Genomic DNA, 15,931 nt, shown 5'->3' on the forward strand with positions numbered 1-15,931 from the left:
CCCACCCACCCCCCCCGGTCGCCCGCCCCCCACCACCCACTCACACCCCGGCCCGCCCCCCCGGGGGGGGGGCCCGCCCCCCCCCGGGCGGCCCCCCGCCGCCGTTTTTCGTCCGTCGGCACCTCTTCGTCCGCCGGCTCCGGGCGTACCGGGCCCCACCGGCTGACTTTGCATGTACGCGCCATTTCGGCCACCCGGCCTCCGCCGGACGTCCGTAATCCGGCGGGCGTCGTACTCTTTCCGGTCGCATCGGGCGGGGATCGCCGCGCCTGGTCGGGCCCGGCGCCGGCGGTCGGTGCGCTGCTCGGGGCCGGTCCGTCCCCGGCTGTGGCCGATCCTGATCCGTGAACGGAGCGTTGGCGGATATCCGTCAACTGGTTGACGACCATCACACCTTCCCCAGAAGCTTTCACGCGTCCCGCACATCTGTCACACCGTCACAACACGGTGACAGCGTGCGGGCCCCCTACGGCTCCCGTCTTCGGAAGGACCTTCCCGATGCGTCGTACCGCCGCAGTACTGGCCACCTCACTGATCGCAAGCGCCGCCGCGCTGGTCACGCCCGCCACCACCGCCCAGGCGGCCGGAGGCTGCACCGCGTACGCCTCCGCCTGGAACGCCATCGGCACCTGTTCCGGCATCGACCCGCTGCAGACCTGGTGGGTCTCGGCCAGCTGCGAGTACTGGAACGCCGACCACACGGTGCGGTTCTCCCGTCCGACCTTCAGTGGCACCGTGCTCGGCTCCGGCACGGCCGTCGCCACGTGCGGCATCAACGAGACCGTGTGGTTCCCGAACATCGTCTACGGCGCCAAGCTCCCGCCGGAGCCCGCCGGCCCGGTCGGCCAGATCAGCGGCTACGCGAGCAAGTGCGTGGACGTGAAGGGCGCGAGCAACGGCGACCGCACCCCCGTCCAGATCTACGACTGCAACGGCACCACCGCCCAGCAGTGGAAGATCGCCACCGACGGGACCATCCGGGCCCTCGGCAAGTGCATGGACGTCAGCGGCGGCAACACCACCAACGGCACCAAGGTCCAGCTCTACAGCTGCAACGGCACCGGCGCCCAGCAGTGGCAGGTCCGCGCCGACGGGTCGATCCTCAACCCGCAGTCCGGCCGCTGCCTGGACGACCTCGGCTTCTCCACCGCCAACGGCAACCAGCTCGGCATCTGGGACTGCAACGGCGCCGCCAACCAGGTCTGGAGCGTCCCGGCCTGACGGCACGGCAACCGAACCGACCGGACCACCCCCTAGAGAGGATCTCCCCGATGCGCCGCATCGCAGCCGTGTTCGCCACCGTCCTGCTCGCCGGAGCCGCCGCACTCGCGGCGCCGGCCGCCAACGCCCAACCTGTACCGCAGGCCGCCACGCAGGCCGCCGCCCCGGCAGCCGTCACGCAGGCCGAGGCGCAGGCCGCCGGCACCCAGGCCGTCACCGGCGGCTGTACCGTCACCCTGGCGGGAGACCGGGCCATCGGCACCTGTTCCGGCATGGACCCCATGCAGACCTGGCGGGTCGCGGCCTGGTGTCAGGGCTGGGACGGCACCAGCCAGACCTGGTTGGGAACCACGAGCGGCTGGGTCACCGGCAACGGGACCACGTTCGCGCCGTGCTTCAGCCTGTCCATGGCCTCCTACGGGCAGGTCGTGCTGGGCTCCGCGGTGCCGGCCGGCCCGGTCGGCCAGATCAGCGGCTACGCGAACAAGTGCGTGGACGTACGCGGTGGCAGCAACGCCAACGGCACCCCCGTCCAGATCTGGGACTGCCTCGGCAACACCAGCCAGGCGTGGAAGATCGGCGCCGACGGCACCCTGCGCGCCCTCGGCAAGTGCCTGGACGTCAAGGGCGGCGGCACCGGCAATGCCACCGTGGTGCAGACCTACGACTGCAACGGCACCGGCGCGCAGCAGTGGCAGGTCCGCGCTGACGGGTCGATCCTCAACCCGCAGTCCGGCCGCTGCCTGGACGACCTCGGCTTCTCCACCACCAACGGCAACCAGCTGGGCATCTGGGACTGCAACGGCTACGCCAACCAGGTCTGGCACCTGCCCGCCTGACGCGTGGCCGCAAGGCGACGAGGTCACACGGTCGCGGCGGCCGGGGCGAGCCTGCGCAGGCGCTCCCCGGTCTCCGCGTCCCGTGGTGACAGGACCAGCAGCTGCAGCCCGTCCGGGGCCCGCAGCACCAGCTGATCGGTCCGCAGCAGTCCCACCTCCTCGTGCAGCAGGTCCTTCTGCGCCCCCGCCCGCTCCTGCACCCGGTGCTCGTCCAGCCAGCGCTCCGTCTCCGGGAACTCCGCCCGCACCCAGGCGATCAGCCGTGCCAGCCGCAGCCCCGCCGCGTCTCCCTCGCCGCCGCGCTCCGCGTACGCCGACCGCAGCTCCCCGAGGAACCGGCGGGCGTGCAGCTCCCAGTCGACGGTCCTGGTCCGGTGGAGACGGTTGCCGAACACCACCCGGACCAGGTTGCGGTCCTCCGGCGCGAGGCCTGCCAGTTCGAACAGCGCCTCGGCGCTCGGGTTCCACGCCCGGACGTCCCAGTCCGCGTCCGTCACGAGGGCCGGTGCGGGCCACTGTGCGTGCATCAGGCGCAGCAGGGGCGCCGGCACCTCGGCCGGCACCTGAGCGGCGCCCTCCCGGGGCTCGCTCCCGGCCAGCCGGAACAGGTAGGCCGTCTCGGCCCGGTCCAGCCGCAGGGTGCGGGCCAGACTGCTGAGCACCTCCGGGGACGGGTTGATGGCCCGGCCCTGTTCCAGCCAGGTGTACCAGGTCACCCCGACCCCGGCGAGCACGGCCAGCTCCTCCCGCCGCAGCCCCGGGGTCCGCCGCCGCACCCCCGGTGCCATCCCGACGTCCTCCGGCGTCAGCCGGGCCCGCCGGCTGCGCAGAAAGCCCGAAAGCGCCTTCCGGCGGACCTCCGTGTCGGTCATTCCCCGGCCCCTTCCTGGTAGTCGGACTGCCAGTATCCGCACGCACTGCCGCGTGCCGCCCCGCCCCGCGAGGCTGGAGCCCTCAGCTGGTCGCTCCACCTCACAGGGGGATTCTCCAATGAACCGTCAGAACCACCAGAGCCGTCGGCACCTCCCGGGTCGCGCGGGCCTCACGGGCATCCCGGGCCGCCGGGCGCTGCTCGCCGCCGCGGCGGCGGCCGTCCTGCTCGGCACCGCCGGCTCGCTGCCCGCCGCCGCGGCCGGGCCGGGGGCCGGGTCTGGCCGGGCCCCGGCCGTGATCGAGGGCCGCGCACCGCGGCTGACCCCGGAGGGGGCGAGCTGGGACCAGGACCGCCGGCGGTTCCTGGTCGGCTCGATGGAGCGCGGCACCGTCTCGGTGGTCCGCCCGGACGGCTCGGTCCGCACGCTGGTCGACGACCCGGGCCGCCTGGTGCAGGTCGCCGGCCTGCACGTGGACGCGGCCCGCGGGCGCGTCCTGCTGGCCAACCTCGACAACGGGGCCGGCGCCCGCAGCACCCCCGCCACGACCGGCCGGACCGCCGGGGTCGGCGCGTACGACCTGGAGACCGGGCGCCGGATCTTCTACACCGACCTCGCGGCGGTCGCGGGCGACGGCGGCCCGCACGCGGCCAACGACCTCGCCTTCGGCCCGGACGGGACGGCGTACGTCACCGACTCCTTCGCGCCGATCGTGTACCGGGTCGGGGTGGACGGCGCCGCCTCCGTGCTGGTCCGTGACGACCGGCTGGCGCCGAAGCCCGGCGGCTACGGCCTCAACGGCATCGTCTACCGGGACGGCCGGCTGGTCCTCGGCACCTGGGAGGACGGGACGCTGTGGCAGCTCCCGGTCCACCGGCCCGAGGGCCTGCGCCGGATCGAGGTGCTCGGCGGTGATGCGGGGGCACTGGTCCACCTCGACGGCCTGCTCGGCCGCCCGGACGGCGGCATCGCGGGGGTGACCAACGACTTCGGCGGCACGGGCCGCGACGCCGAGGTCGAGCTCCGCTCCGACGACCACTGGCGGACCGCCCGCCTCACCGCCGTCCGTCCCTCCGCCGACCGGGTGCCCACCGCCCTCACCCCGGGGCCCGGCGGCAGCACCTACCAGCTCTCCGGCCGCCTCGACCTGCTCATCGCCGGCACCCCGGCGGACACCTTCACCCTGCGCAGGATCTGACCCGACCGGGCCCGCCCCCGCTCCCACGCCGGGACGGGGGCGGGCCCGGCTCAGGCGGTCAGGGCCGGGGCCGCGGTGGTGGCGGAGACCAGACGCGCCTGGTCGTAGCGGGTCAGCAGGAGGCGGGCGAGCTCGGGGGCGGCGCCGAGGACGGCGGCGAGGAGGTCGGCGTCGCGGGCCCCGTCGGCGATCCGGTCGGGCAGCAGCCCGGGGGCCAGCAGGTAGGGGGCGACGGCGACCCGGTCGACCGCCGGGTCGCGGCGCAGCGCGGCGACGGCCTCGGGCACCCGCGGTCCGGCGGCGGAGGCGTAGGCGACCTCGGCCGCGGCCCAGCCGCGGGTGCGGCGCCACTCGGCGGCGAGCGCCCGGGTGGCGGCGTCGGCGGCCGGGTCGGAGGAGCCGGCCGCGGCCAGCACCACACCGGTGCGGGCCCGGACGGCGGGGGAGGAGACCTCCAGCCCGGCCTCGGCGAGGCGGCGGTCCAGCGCGGCGAGCAGCAGCGGGGAGGGCCCGAGCACGTCCGCGACCGGCAGGCCGGCGCCGGTCGCGCGCAGCGCGGCGGGGATGTCGTGCTTGGCGTGGAACGCCCGGTTGAGGAGCAGCGGCACCGCCACGGCGTCGGAGAGCCGGGAGACGACCTGCGGGATCCGCGGGGCGCAGTGGTCCAGGTACGCGGTGGCGATGTCGAGCCCGGGCCGCAGCGCCCGGACCTCGTGGACCAGCGCGGCCACCGTCGCGGCGTGCCGAGGGTCCCGGCTGCCGTGGGCGATCAGCAGCAGGGCGGGGCCGCCCGCCGCCACCGGGGTGGCGGGAGCGGTGGACGGCCGGCGGTCGTACATGAGGGGAGTCCTACCTGACGGCGGCCAGCAGGCCGCGGTTGCGCAGCACCCGGCGCTCGATCGGGGTGAACACCAGCAGTTCGATGGCGATCCCGACGAACAGGATGAGGATGATGCCGAGCAGCACGCCGGCCATGTCGGAGAACTCGCGCTGGTTCTCCAGGTACCGGCCCAGGCCCAGGCCCAGGTCGGGGGAGGAGGCGACGAGTTCGGCGGCCATCAGCGAGCGCCAGGAGAACGCCCAGCCCTGCTTGAGGCCGGCCAGGTAGCCGGGCAGCGCGGCCGGCAGCAGGATGTGCCGGGCGCCGGACAGGCCGGTGGCACCGATGGTCCGCCCGGCGCGCAGGAACAGCGGCGGCACCTGGTCGATGCCGGCCACCAGGCCGTTGGCGATGGAGGGGACGGCGCCGAGCAGGATCACCGCGTACATCATCTGGTCGTTGATGCCGAGCCAGATGACGGCGGCCGGCACCCAGGCGACCGAGGGCAGCGACTGCAGACCGGACAGCACCGGTCCGAGCGCGGCCCGCACCGGCTTGACCCGGGAGACCACCAGGCCGATCGGGGTGCCGATGAGGACGGCTATCAGGAAGCCGGACAGGCCGCGCCAGACGCTGGTCCAGATGATCGAGAACAGCGTGCCGGCGCTCCAGAGGTCCCCGGCGGCGCTCCAGACGTCGGCCGGGCTGGGCAGCTTGTAGGCGGTGGTGACGTGCAGGCTGTACGCGCCCTGCCAGACGGCGAGCACCAGCAGCACGCCGAGCAGCGGCGGCAGGGCCTTCTGGCGGAACACCTCGGCGAAGGAGCTGTGCTGCGCCGTGACGGACTCCAGCGCGTCCAGGCCCGCTCCGACGTCGGCCGAGTCGGTGCCGGTGGAGGGGCGCTTGTCCATCACCGGGGTGGTGTCAGTGCTGGCCATGGCGGCGGATCTCCCCACGCAGTTCTTCGGTGATCTCGATGGACAGGTCGGCGACGCCGGTGGACTCGATGCGGCGCGGCTGCGGCAGGTCGATCCGCCACTCGCGGGCGACCCGGCCGGGGCGCGAGGAGAGCAGGACGACGCGCTGGGCGAGCCGGACGGCCTCGCGCACGTTGTGGGTGACGAACAGGACGGTGAGCTTGCGCTCGGCCCAGATCCGGGTGATCTCGTCGTGCAGGACGTCCCGGGTGATGGCGTCGAGTGCGGCGAACGGCTCGTCCATCAGCAGCACCGAGCCGCCCTGGGCGAGCGCGCGGGCCATCGCGACGCGCTGGCGCATACCGCCGGACAGCTCGTGCACGCGCTTGCCGTAGGAGCCCTGGAGGCGGACGAGTTCGAGCAGCCGCTCGGCCTCGGCCTTCCGCTCGGGGCGGGCCACGCCGGCCAGCCGCAGGGCGAGTTCGATGTTCTTGCCGGCCGTGAGCCAGGGGAACAGCGCGTGCTCCTGGAACATCAGCGCGGGGCGACCCCCGGTCACCTCGATCGAGCCCGCGGTGGGCTGGTCGAGTCCGGCGACCAGGTTGAGCAGGGTGGACTTGCCGCAGCCCGAGGCGCCGAGCAGGGTGACGAACTCGCCCGGTGCGACATCGAGGGTGATGTCGTCCAGGACGGGGGTCGCCGAGCCGGGGCGGCCGAAGGACTTGTGCACGTGCGAGATCCGGACGGCGGGCGAGCCGCCGCGGGCGTCGACGCCGACGGCGTCTTCCGAGGTGGTCAGTGCCGGGGTCATCCGGGCACCTCCTGCATCTGGGAGCACCTCCCGACCGGGGCCGGGGGCGGTCATGGGTCCTCCGGCCCGTCGGGGGCGGGGAGGGGTGGCGACGTGGGGCCGGGGTCCGGCCCCGCCCGCCCCGTGCTCGGGGCATCGACTGGGCATCGACAGGGCGGGCGGGGAGCCGGACCGCGGAGCTTGGGGCGCGGCTACGCGGTGGTGCGGGGCGCTACTTGGTGCCGAGTCCGGCGTCCGCCACAGCGCTCTGACCCTTGGCCTTGAGCACCTTGTTGAGCAGGGTCAGGTCGTAGATCCCGTTCAGGTTCGGCTTCTTGAGCAGGCCCGCGGTCACCGCGTGGTCCGCCTCCGCCTGAAGGGTGTCGGCCAGCGGGTCGTCGAGGAAGTCGATGTCCTGCCAGGCCGGGTCGAGGACGGCGGGCTCCAGGGCGTTGCCGGCCTCCTTCTTGATGGCCTCGTTGGCGTCGCTCTTGGCCTTGTCCGGGTTGGCCTTGATGAACGCGTTGGTGTTCACCGAGCCCCGCAGGACGGCCTCCACCACGTCGGGGTGCGCGCTGAGGAACTTCTGCGAGACGATGATGTTGGTGATCACGAACTTCTTGTCCGGCCAGACGTCCTTCTCGTTGAGCAGGACCTTCGCACCGAGGGTGACCAGCTTGGAGGCGGTGGGCTCGGGCACCCAGGCGCCGTCGATCGAGCCCTGCTTGTAGGCGTCCGGGGTGACCTTGTTGTCGGTGCGGACCACCGAGACGTCGCCGGCGCCGGACTGCGCGTCCACCTTGTAGCCCTTGCCGGCCAGGTAGTTGAGCAGCGCCACGTCCTGGGTGTTGCCCAGCTGCGGGGTGGCGATCTTCTTGCCCTTGAGGTCGTCCAGCGACCCGATCTTGTCCGGGTTGACCACGAGCTTGACGCCGCCGGAGGCCGAACCGCTGATGATCTTCAGCGACTTGCCCTCGGACTTGGTGAAGCCGTTGATCGCGGGGGAGGGGCCGATCCAGCCGATGTCGATCGAGTCGGCGTTCAGCGCCTCGATCTCCGCCGGGCCCGCGTTGAAGATCTGGGTCTTGACCTGGGTGGCGCCCAGCTCCTTCTGGATGAGGCCCTCCTGGAGCCCGACCAGCGGGGTGCCGTGGGTCAGGTTGGCGAAGTAGCCGATCCTGACGGTGTCGGCGGAGAGCTTCGCGCCGGAGGCGGAATCACCGGCCGGGGCCGCGGTGTTGGACTTCTTGTCGTCGCTCTTCGAGCCGTAGCCGCAGGCCGAGAGCAGGGCCACGGCGGTGAGACCGGCGACGGCGGCCGCGGCGGAGCGTCTGATCCGACCGGAGGCCGGGCGTGCGGGGCTATGCGGTGCGGGGTCGTGCGGGAGTGCCTGGGTCGATGCCATGGTGGAGTCCTGTTCGCGGACGGACCGTCAGGAGGCGGCCTCGGGGCGGAAGTCGGTCGGGTTGTGCTTGCGGCATCGGGGGATGCCGGGCAAGCCGGGTCGGCGTGCTGTACCAGCTGTGGGGTGGGACAGCGGCCGGCCCGGTGACAGGGCGTTCTCAGCCCTGTCGGCCCACACATCGCGTCAGGCCGCCCTGGCCGCTGCCGAGGACGCCGCTGCCGATGCGGCCGCCTTCCTTGTCCATGCCCGAGAACGCCTCGCTGGGCATCAGACCCAGTCCTCCTCGTGGGGTGCGTCGGGTGCGTCGGTACCGGGTACCGACGCGAATGCCTCGCCCGCCATGCCGGCGGTGAGGGTGGTGCCGTCGGCCGGGTCGATCAGCAGGAACGAGCCGGTCCGGCGGTTGGCGGAGTAGTCGTCGAGCGAGAGCGGCTCGGCGGTGCGCAGCACCACGTGGCCGATGTCGTTGACGCTCAACCCCTCGGGGGCGGGGCGCTGTTCGAGGCCCCCCTCCTCGATGGGCGCAGTGATGTCGATCCGGTAGGAGATCTCCTTGACCAGCGCCCGGACCGTGCGGGTGGTGTGCTTGAGCAGCACCTTGTCACCGGCGCGCAGCGGGCGCTCGTGCAGGTGGCAGACGGTCGCGGTGACGTCCTTGACGGGCGTCGGGGCGGGGCCGGCCGCGATCAGGTCGCCGCGGGAGATGTCGATGTCCTCGGCGAGGCGGACGGTGACCGACTGGGGGGCCCAGGCGACGTCGGTCTCCCGGCCGAGCGCGTCGATGCCGGCGACGGTGGTGGTGTGGCCGGAGGGCAGCACCGTCACCCTGTCCCCGACGCGCAGCACGCCGGAGGCCAACTGCCCGGCGTAGCCGCGGTAGTCGGGGTGCTCCTCGGTCTGCGGGCGGATCACGTACTGGACCGGGAAGCGGGCCGGCTCCTCGCTCGGGTCGCCGTCGACGGCCACCGTCTCCAGGTGCTCCAGCAGCGTCGGGCCGCCGTACCAGTCCATGTGGGCGGAGGGCTCGACCACGTTGTCCCCGGCGAGTGCGGAGATCGGGATCGCGACCACGTCCTTGACGCCGAGCGAGGCGGCGTAGGCGGTGAACTCCTCGGCGATGGCGGCGAAGACGGGCTCCGCGTACTCGGTGAGGTCCATCTTGTTGACGGCCAGCACGACGTGCGGCACGCGCAGCAGCGCGGCGACGGCGGCGTGTCGGCGGGTCTGCTCGACCACGCCGTTGCGGGCGTCGACCAGGACCACGGCGAGTTCGGCGGTGGAGGCGCCGGTCACCATGTTCCGGGTGTACTGCACGTGCCCGGGGGTGTCGGCGAGGATGAACCGCCGCCGCGCGGTGGCGAAGTAGCGGTACGCCACGTCGATGGTGATGCCCTGCTCGCGCTCGGCGCGCAGGCCGTCGGTGAGCAGTGCGAGGTCGGGCGCGTCCTGGCCGCGGCTCAGGGAGACGCGCTCGACGGCCTCCAGCTGGTCGACCAGCACCGACTTGGAGTCGTGCAGCAGACGGCCGACCAGGGTGGACTTGCCGTCGTCGACGGAGCCGGCGGTGGCGAAGCGCAGCAGGGAGGTGGCGCTGGTCTCGGTGGTGGTGCTCATTTAGAAGTATCCCTCGCGCTTGCGGTCTTCCATCGCGGCCTCGGAGAGCTTGTCGTCCGCCCGGGTGGCGCCGCGCTCGGTGAGGCGGCTGGCGGCGATCTCGGCGATGACGTCGGCGATGGTCACCGCGTCGGAGTCGACGGCCCCGGTGCAGGACATGTCGCCGACCGTGCGGTAGCGGATCAGGCGCCGCTCGACCGGCTCGTTCGCCTTGGGGCCGCCCCACTCGCCGGCGGTCAGCCACATGCCGCTGCGGGCGAAGACGTCGCGCTCGTGGGCGTAGTAGATCTCCGGGAGCTCGATGCCCTCGCGCTCGATGTACTGCCAGACGTCCAGCTCGGTCCAGTTGGAGAGCGGGAAGACCCGTACGTGCTCGCCGACGGCGTGCCGGCCGTTGTAGAGCGACCACAGCTCGGGGCGCTGGCGGCGCGGGTCCCAGGCGCCGAACTCGTCGCGCAGGGAGAAGACGCGCTCCTTGGCGCGGGCCTTCTCCTCGTCGCGGCGGCCGCCGCCGAAGACGGCGTCGAAGCGGCCCTTCTCGATGGCGTCCAGCAGCGGCACGGTCTGCAGCGGGTTGCGGGTGCCGTCGGGGCGCTCGCGCAGCCGGCCGTCGTCGATGAAGTCCTGGACGTGGGCGACGTGCAGGCGCAGGTTGTGCTCGGCCGCGACGCGGTCGCGGTAGGCGATCACCTCGGGGAAGTTGTGGCCGGTGTCGACGTGCAGCAGCGAGAACGGGATGGCGGCCGGCCGGAAGGCCTTGAGCGCCAGGTGCAGCATGACGATGGAGTCCTTGCCGCCGGAGAACAGGATCACCGGGCGTTCGAACTCCCCCGCGACCTCGCGGAAGATGTGCACCGACTCGGCCTCCAGCACGTCCAGGTGGGACAGTGCGAAGGGACGCTGTGAACCGTGGCCGGGGTCGTCGGTGTGGACCAGGCTGTCGGTCGCGGTGGTCACGCGAGGCCCCTCTCGGTCAGGAAGGCGTGGAGTTCGGCGGCGCTCTCGGTCACCTCGCGGCCCTGGGTCTGCAGGCGCAGCTCCGGGTCGGCGGGGGCCTCGTACGGGTCGTCGACACCGGTCAGGCCGGAGATCTCGCCGGCCGCCTGCTTGGCGTACAGGCCCTTGACGTCGCGCTCGGCGCAGAGCTCGACCGGGGTGGCGACGTGGATCTCCAGGAACTCGGTGCCGTGGGCGGCGTGCCGCTCGCGGACGGCGGTGCGGGAGTCCGCGTAGGGGGCGATCACCGGGGCGAGCACCTTGACGCCGTTGGCGGCGAGCTTCTCGGCGACGAAGCCGATCCGGGTCACGTTGGTGTGCCGGTCCTCGCGGGTGAAGCCGAGGCCCTTGGAGAGGAACTCGCGGATCTCGTCGCCGTCCAGGACCTCGACCCGGTGGCCCTCGGCGCGCAGCCGCTCGGCCAGGGCGAAGGCGAGCGTGGTCTTGCCGGCGCTCGGCAGCCCGGTCAGCCACACGGTGGCGCCGCGCTCGCAGGGGGCGGCCTGCGGGGCCGCCTCTGCGGCTCCGTCGGCGGCCAGGGTGGTGGCTGTGCTCACGGTGGGTTCTCCAGACGGGTGTTGACGGTGGATCAACGGGTGGTGGCGGGGGGTCAGAGGTGGATGCCGCACTCGGTCTTGCCGGAGCCGGACCAGCGGCCGGCCCGGGCGTCCTCGCCCTCGGCGGGCTTGCGGGTGCAGGACAGCGGGGAGCAGCCGACCGAGGTGTAGCCCTCCCACAGCAGCGGGTTGAGCAGGACCCCGTTGGCGTTGACGTAGGCGTCCACGTCCTCCTGGGTCCACCGGGCGATCGGGGCGATCTTGACCTTGCGGCGCTTGGCGTCCCAGGCGACCACCGGGGTGCCGGCCCGGGTGGGGGACTCGTCGCGGCGCAGTCCGGTGGCCCAGGCGTCGTAGCCGCCGAGTCCGCGGTTCAGCGGCTCGACCTTGCGCAGCGAGCAGCACAGGTCCGGGTCCCGGTCGTGCAGGTTCGGCCCGTACTGGGCGTCCTGCTCGGCCACGGTCTGCAGCGGCTTGAGGGTGATGACGTTGACCGGCATCACCGCCGCCACCGCGTCCCGGGTGCCGATGGTCTCGGGGAAGTGGTAGCCGGTGTCGAGGAACACCACGTCCACCCCGGGCAGGGCCGAGGAGGCCAGGTGGGCCACGACCGCGTCCTCCATGGAGGAGGTGACGCAGAACCGCTTGCCGAACGTGTCGGCCGCCCACGCCAGGATCTCCTGGGCGGTGGCCTCCTCCAGCTCGCGGGCGGCCCGCTCGGCGAGCGCCTGGTGGTCAGTCGTCGTGCTGGTCATGCGCCTTACCCCCGTTGGTCGGCGACAGCAGGCCGAGGAACTTCAACTGGAAGGCCCGGCGGCACCCGTGGCATTCCCAGGCGCCGTGTCCGGCCTCGGAGGGGCGCAGGTCCTCGTCCCCGCAGTACGGGCAGAAGAACGGTGCGGCGCGCTCGCTCATCGCCCACCTCGGTTCGCTCGGCGTCCGCTTCGTGCGCTCATGACAGCTGCTCCTCGCCGACCCGGGCCGCCCACTGGGCGAAGCGCTCGCCCTCGGTGCGGCCGGCCTGGTAGCGGGTCAGGACGCGCTCGACGTAGTCCGGCAGGCCGTCCTTGGTGACCTTGAGCCCGCGGACCTTGCGGCCGAAGCCGGCCTCCAGGCCCAGGGCGCCGCCCAGGTGTACCTGGTAGCCCTCGACCTGGTTGCCGTTGTCGTCCGTGACCAGCTGGCCCTTGAGGCCGATGTCGGCGACCTGGATGCGGGCGCAGGCGTTCGGGCAGCCGTTGATGTTGATGGTCAGCGGCTCCTCGAAGTCGGGGAGGCGCTTCTCCAGCTCGTCGATGAGCGTGCGGCCGCGCTCCTTGGTCTCGACGATGGCGAGCTTGCAGTACTCGATGCCGGTGCAGGCCATGGTGCCGCGCCGGAACGGCGACGGGGTGACCCGCAGGTCCAGCGCCTCCAGGCCGGCCACCAGCGACTCGACCCGGTCCTCGGCGATGTCGAGGACGATCATCTTCTGCTCGGCGGTGGTGCGCAGCCGGTCGCTGCCGTGGGCGGCGGCGAGATCGGCGATCTCGCCGAGCAGCCTGCCGTCGACCCGGCCGACGCGCGGCGCGAAGCCGACGTAGAAGCGGCCGTCCTTCTGCCGGTGCACGCCGACGTGGTCGCGCCAGCGGCCGCTGGGCTCCTCGGGCGCGGGGCCGTCGACCAGCTGGTACTTGAGGTACTCGTCCTCCAGCACCTGGCGGAACTTCTCCACGCCCCAGTCGGCGACCAGGAACTTCAGCCGGGCGCGGTTGCGCAGCCGGCGGTAGCCGTAGTCGCGGAAGATCCCGATGACGCCGCCGTAGACGTCCGCGACCTCGTCCAGCGGGACCCAGGCGCCCAGGCGCACGCCGAGCTTGGGGTTGGTGGAGAGGCCGCCGCCGACCCAGAGGTCGAAGCCGGGGCCGTGCTCGGGGTGGACGACGCCGACGAAGGCGACGTCGTTGATCTCGTGGGCGACGTCCAGCAGCGGGGAGCCGGAGACGGCGGACTTGAACTTGCGCGGCAGGTTGGAGAAGTCCTTGTTGCCGATGAAGCGGCGCTGGATCTCCTCGATGGCCGGGGTGCCGTCGATGATCTCGTCCTCGGCGACACCGGCCACCGGGGAGCCGAGGATGACGCGCGGAGTGTCGCCGCAGGCCTCGGTGGTGGACAGGCCGACGGCCTCCAGCTTCTGCCAGATCGCCGGGACGTCCTCGATCCGGATCCAGTGGTACTGGACGTTCTGCCGGTCGGTCAGGTCGGCGGTGTTGCGGCCGTACAGCTCGGAGACCTCGGCGATCGCCTTGAGCTGGGCGACCGTCAGCCGGCCGCCGTCGATGCGGACGCGGAGCATGAAGTACTCGGCGTCCAGCTCGTGCGGGTCGAGGATCGCGGTCTTGCCGCCGTCGATGCCCTCCTTGCGCTGGGTGTACAGACCCCACCAGCGCATCCGGCCGCGCAGGTCGGCCGGGTCGATCGAGTCGAAGCCGCGGTGCGCGTAGATCGTCTCAATGCGTGTCCGCACATTGAGACCGTCATCGTCCTTCTTGAACTGCTCGTTGGCGTTCAGAGGAGTGAAGTGGCCCACGCCCCACTGGCCCTCGCCGCGGTGCCGGGTCGCCTTGCGGACCGGTGCCGGGCGCGGCGCGGCGGCGCGGTCGGCCGTGGGCTCGGCGGTCTCGGGGGAGGTGGCCATGGTGAAGTCCTTCGTGGCAGGTGGCTCTGGCGCCGGGTTGGTCGCTGGGCGTGCTCGACGGGTACGGTGCTGCTGTGACCTGCTGGTTTGTCAGGGGCCGGGAGAGCAGACCGGGGCCGGGCGGGCGCCTGCGCATCCGCGTCAGCGGGGATGGGCGGGGTGGTGGCGCCGGGTGCGGTGGGTGGCAGCGGGGTGGGGCTCAGATCACCGGACACATGGCGCTGGACACGCGAAGCAGATCGACGTGGAGTCGACCGACCAGGGTGGTTCCGGCGCTAGGCATGGCAAGAGATTCGCACGGCGCACGACTCGCGGTCCACTAACGTCCGTATTCTGGACGTAAAGGTTTCGCATGGCGAGATGTCAGAGCGTTCCCGCCGCTCGCCGGATCGGACCCCCCGCGGCAGGCCGCGACACGGGAGATCAACGGACCGGTCCCGGCCCGATACCGTTAGCCCTGTGCAACCAGCAGGCGAAACGACGAGTCCCAGCCCCGAGCGGTCCTCCCGGCGTCGGGGCAGGGGTTCCCGGCGCGCGGTCAAGCAGGTCACCTGGCGCAGTACGGCCTGGGCGCTGGTCAAGGACACCACCAACACCTGCGTCGAGTACCGGGTCACCGGCCTCGCCGCCGAGGCGGCGTTCTTCACCCTGCTCTCGATCCCGCCGCTGCTGCTCTGCCTCGCCGCCACCCTCGGGTACCTGGACGAGTTCCTCGGGGCCGGGACGATCGACCAGCTCAAGTCGGACATCGTCTCGGCAGCCGGGACGGTGCTCTCGGAGTCGTCCATCCAGGACGTCGTGGTGCCGCTGCTCAACGACGTCTTCGACCACACCCGGCCGGACCTGATCTCGATCGGCTTCCTGCTCTCGCTCTGGTCCGGCTCGCGCGCGCTCTACATCTTCATCGACACCATCACCGTGATGTACGGGCTGGACGGCAAGCGCGGCATCGTCAAGACCCGGCTGATGTCGCTCGGCCTCTATCTCGGCGCGCTGGTGATCGGCTCGCTGGTGCTGCCGCTGCTGCTGGCCGGGCCGGGGCTGGTGCTGAACGCACTGCCCGGGGTCGCGACGCTGGTGAACGCGGTCTACTGGCCGTTCGCCATCCTGCTGCTGATCGTCTCGCTGACCACGCTCTACCACCTCGCGGTGCCCGTCTCCACGCCCTGGCGGGAGGACATCCCCGGCGCGCTGGTCGCCCTGGTGGTCCTGGTCTTCTGCAGTGTGGCACTGCGGCTCTACCTGGTCAGCTCGGTCGAGGGCCACTCGGTGTACGGCTCGCTGGCCGCGCCGGTCGCGGTGCTGCTGTGGATCTTCGTGGTCGCGATCGCGGTACTGATCGGCGCCGCCATGAACGCCGCCATAGACCGCCGCTGGCCCACCCTGGAGACCGCCGACGCCCGCGCCGAGAACGAGCGGGCGCAGGAGGAGGCGGCCGCGGCGGTGGTCCGCGAGGTCGCCGCCCGGCGCGCCGTCGAGCGGGCCCGGCGGGCGCGCGAGCTCGGCCTGGCCGAGGGCGCGGAGGAGGAGTACTACGAGGAGGAGGGCGATGACGCCGACGTCCCCTCGGAGTACCCCGAGCGCTGGGCCGACGTGCTGGCCGCCGACAACGTCCGCGGCCGCCTCACCGCCCGGGGCGGCCCGCACCACCGGCCGACCCCGCCGCCGCCGGACAGCGACCGCCCGACCGTGCCGCCGCCCGACTACCACATGCCGGACTACCCCGTGCCGGGCCACCCGCCGCGGCCGCCGTGGGACCAGCGGTAGCAGTCCGCCGCGGGGCGGTCGGGCGCGGCACGGGGCGGCTCGGGCACGGGGTGGTCGGGGCGGGCCGGGGCGACCGGGTGCGGTGGCGCAGCGGCAGGTGAAAAACCGGTTGGCAGCCCCAGGGGTGCCCGCTACGGTGTGAACAGTTCGGTTCGGGGGCCGCCTTCGCGGCCCAGGAGAGAAGCAGGAGGTGAGCCTCGTGGCTGTCACTGCCGTCACGGCTGCCCTGGGCAGCGCTCGCGTACACCACCTCTCCCA

General features: G+C 72.9%; 16 protein-coding genes. 4 read left to right on the forward strand and 12 right to left on the reverse strand.

Translation table 11 applies throughout. The features are described 5' to 3' along the window. Positions 1 to 498 precede the first annotated feature (498 nt). Positions 499 to 1,221 carry a ricin-type beta-trefoil lectin domain protein gene (locus ACIGZJ_RS02800; RefSeq protein ID WP_396455574.1) on the forward strand — a complete coding sequence of 241 codons (723 nt, stop codon included), beginning with the start codon at positions 499 to 501 and terminating at the stop codon, positions 1,219 to 1,221. Positions 1,222 to 1,271: 50 nt separating this feature from the next. Further along, positions 1,272 to 2,060 carry a ricin-type beta-trefoil lectin domain protein gene (locus ACIGZJ_RS02805; RefSeq protein ID WP_396455575.1) on the forward strand — a complete coding sequence of 263 codons (789 nt, stop codon included), beginning with the start codon at positions 1,272 to 1,274 and terminating at the stop codon, positions 2,058 to 2,060. A 23-nt stretch (positions 2,061 to 2,083) separates the two neighbouring features. Here ACIGZJ_RS02805 and ACIGZJ_RS02810 read toward each other — a convergent pair whose 3' ends face one another. After that, positions 2,084 to 2,932 carry a helix-turn-helix transcriptional regulator gene (locus ACIGZJ_RS02810; protein ID WP_396455576.1) on the reverse strand — a complete coding sequence of 283 codons (849 nt, stop codon included), beginning with the start codon at positions 2,930 to 2,932 and terminating at the stop codon, positions 2,084 to 2,086. Between the two features lie 118 nt (positions 2,933 to 3,050). Here ACIGZJ_RS02810 and ACIGZJ_RS02815 point away from each other — a divergent pair, with 118 nt between their 5' ends. After that, positions 3,051 to 4,130, forward strand: a complete 1,080-nt coding sequence (locus ACIGZJ_RS02815; RefSeq protein WP_396455577.1) for a hypothetical protein — start codon at positions 3,051 to 3,053, stop codon at positions 4,128 to 4,130. Positions 4,131 to 4,180: 50 nt separating this feature from the next. Here ACIGZJ_RS02815 and ACIGZJ_RS02820 read toward each other — a convergent pair whose 3' ends face one another. From ACIGZJ_RS02820 to ACIGZJ_RS02870, 11 genes are all read right to left on the reverse strand, one after another. Next, complete coding sequence (locus ACIGZJ_RS02820) at positions 4,181 to 4,969, reverse strand: sirohydrochlorin chelatase (RefSeq protein ID WP_396455578.1); 789 nt, start codon at positions 4,967 to 4,969, stop codon at positions 4,181 to 4,183. A gap of 10 nt (positions 4,970 to 4,979) precedes the next feature. Beyond that, on the reverse strand, positions 4,980 to 5,888 hold the full coding sequence (locus tag ACIGZJ_RS02825) for an ABC transporter permease (RefSeq protein WP_396455579.1): 909 nt from the start codon (positions 5,886 to 5,888) through the stop codon (positions 4,980 to 4,982). Then, positions 5,875 to 6,678 carry an ABC transporter ATP-binding protein gene (locus ACIGZJ_RS02830; protein WP_396455580.1) on the reverse strand — a complete coding sequence of 268 codons (804 nt, stop codon included), beginning with the start codon at positions 6,676 to 6,678 and terminating at the stop codon, positions 5,875 to 5,877. Before ACIGZJ_RS02830 ends, ACIGZJ_RS02825 begins: the two co-directional genes overlap by 14 nt. Positions 6,679 to 6,889: 211 nt before the next feature. Continuing rightward, a complete protein-coding gene (locus tag ACIGZJ_RS02835; protein ID WP_396455581.1) occupies positions 6,890 to 8,062 on the reverse strand; it encodes an aliphatic sulfonate ABC transporter substrate-binding protein in 1,173 nt (390 codons plus the stop codon). A gap of 267 nt (positions 8,063 to 8,329) precedes the next feature. Next, complete coding sequence (locus ACIGZJ_RS02840; RefSeq protein ID WP_396455582.1) at positions 8,330 to 9,676, reverse strand: sulfate adenylyltransferase subunit 1; 1,347 nt, start codon at positions 9,674 to 9,676, stop codon at positions 8,330 to 8,332. After that, on the reverse strand, positions 9,677 to 10,612 hold the full coding sequence (cysD, locus tag ACIGZJ_RS02845; RefSeq protein ID WP_396455750.1) for a sulfate adenylyltransferase subunit CysD: 936 nt from the start codon (positions 10,610 to 10,612) through the stop codon (positions 9,677 to 9,679). A 17-nt stretch (positions 10,613 to 10,629) separates the two neighbouring features. Continuing rightward, positions 10,630 to 11,211, reverse strand: a complete 582-nt coding sequence (cysC, locus tag ACIGZJ_RS02850; protein ID WP_396455751.1) for an adenylyl-sulfate kinase — start codon at positions 11,209 to 11,211, stop codon at positions 10,630 to 10,632. Between the two features lie 71 nt (positions 11,212 to 11,282). Further along, complete coding sequence (locus ACIGZJ_RS02855) at positions 11,283 to 11,984, reverse strand: phosphoadenylyl-sulfate reductase (protein WP_392927921.1); 702 nt, start codon at positions 11,982 to 11,984, stop codon at positions 11,283 to 11,285. Next, a complete protein-coding gene (locus ACIGZJ_RS02860) occupies positions 11,965 to 12,144 on the reverse strand; it encodes a hypothetical protein (RefSeq protein ID WP_392927922.1) in 180 nt (59 codons plus the stop codon). Before ACIGZJ_RS02860 ends, ACIGZJ_RS02855 begins: the two co-directional genes overlap by 20 nt. A 37-nt stretch (positions 12,145 to 12,181) precedes the next feature. Continuing rightward, a complete protein-coding gene (locus ACIGZJ_RS02865; RefSeq protein WP_396455583.1) occupies positions 12,182 to 13,906 on the reverse strand; it encodes a nitrite/sulfite reductase in 1,725 nt (574 codons plus the stop codon). Between the two features lie 199 nt (positions 13,907 to 14,105). Next, positions 14,106 to 14,189 carry a putative leader peptide gene (locus ACIGZJ_RS02870; RefSeq protein WP_353963037.1) on the reverse strand — a complete coding sequence of 28 codons (84 nt, stop codon included), beginning with the start codon at positions 14,187 to 14,189 and terminating at the stop codon, positions 14,106 to 14,108. A gap of 176 nt (positions 14,190 to 14,365) precedes the next feature. Here ACIGZJ_RS02870 and ACIGZJ_RS02875 point away from each other — a divergent pair, with 176 nt between their 5' ends. After that, entirely contained in the window at positions 14,366 to 15,673 is a 1,308-nt protein-coding gene (locus ACIGZJ_RS02875; RefSeq protein WP_396455584.1) for a YihY/virulence factor BrkB family protein, read from the forward strand. Positions 15,674 to 15,931 lie beyond the last annotated feature (258 nt).

Source organism: Kitasatospora sp. NPDC052868 (assembly GCF_044547105.1).
Classification (GTDB): Bacteria; Actinomycetota; Actinomycetes; order Streptomycetales; family Streptomycetaceae; genus Kitasatospora.

What these genes read in the sequence shown, in the direction of transcription:
- ACIGZJ_RS02800 (WP_396455574.1), top strand. Translation starts at nt 499, where the DNA reads ATGCGTCGTACCGCCGCAGTACTGGCCACCTCACTGATCGCAAGCGCC.
- ACIGZJ_RS02805 (WP_396455575.1), top strand. Translation starts at nt 1,272, where the DNA reads ATGCGCCGCATCGCAGCCGTGTTCGCCACCGTCCTGCTCGCCGGAGCC.
- ACIGZJ_RS02810 (WP_396455576.1), bottom strand. Translation starts at nt 2,932, where the DNA reads ATGACCGACACGGAGGTCCGCCGGAAGGCGCTTTCGGGCTTTCTGCGC.
- ACIGZJ_RS02815 (WP_396455577.1), top strand. Translation starts at nt 3,051, where the DNA reads ATGAACCGTCAGAACCACCAGAGCCGTCGGCACCTCCCGGGTCGCGCG.
- ACIGZJ_RS02820 (WP_396455578.1), bottom strand. Translation starts at nt 4,969, where the DNA reads ATGTACGACCGCCGGCCGTCCACCGCTCCCGCCACCCCGGTGGCGGCG.
- ACIGZJ_RS02825 (WP_396455579.1), bottom strand. Translation starts at nt 5,888, where the DNA reads ATGGCCAGCACTGACACCACCCCGGTGATGGACAAGCGCCCCTCCACC.
- ACIGZJ_RS02830 (WP_396455580.1), bottom strand. Translation starts at nt 6,678, where the DNA reads ATGACCCCGGCACTGACCACCTCGGAAGACGCCGTCGGCGTCGACGCC.
- ACIGZJ_RS02835 (WP_396455581.1), bottom strand. Translation starts at nt 8,062, where the DNA reads ATGGCATCGACCCAGGCACTCCCGCACGACCCCGCACCGCATAGCCCC.
- ACIGZJ_RS02840 (WP_396455582.1), bottom strand. Translation starts at nt 9,676, where the DNA reads ATGAGCACCACCACCGAGACCAGCGCCACCTCCCTGCTGCGCTTCGCC.
- ACIGZJ_RS02855 (WP_392927921.1), bottom strand. Translation starts at nt 11,984, where the DNA reads ATGACCAGCACGACGACTGACCACCAGGCGCTCGCCGAGCGGGCCGCC.
- ACIGZJ_RS02860 (WP_392927922.1), bottom strand. Translation starts at nt 12,144, where the DNA reads ATGAGCGAGCGCGCCGCACCGTTCTTCTGCCCGTACTGCGGGGACGAG.
- ACIGZJ_RS02865 (WP_396455583.1), bottom strand. Translation starts at nt 13,906, where the DNA reads ATGGCCACCTCCCCCGAGACCGCCGAGCCCACGGCCGACCGCGCCGCC.
- ACIGZJ_RS02870 (WP_353963037.1), bottom strand. Translation starts at nt 14,189, where the DNA reads ATGCCTAGCGCCGGAACCACCCTGGTCGGTCGACTCCACGTCGATCTG.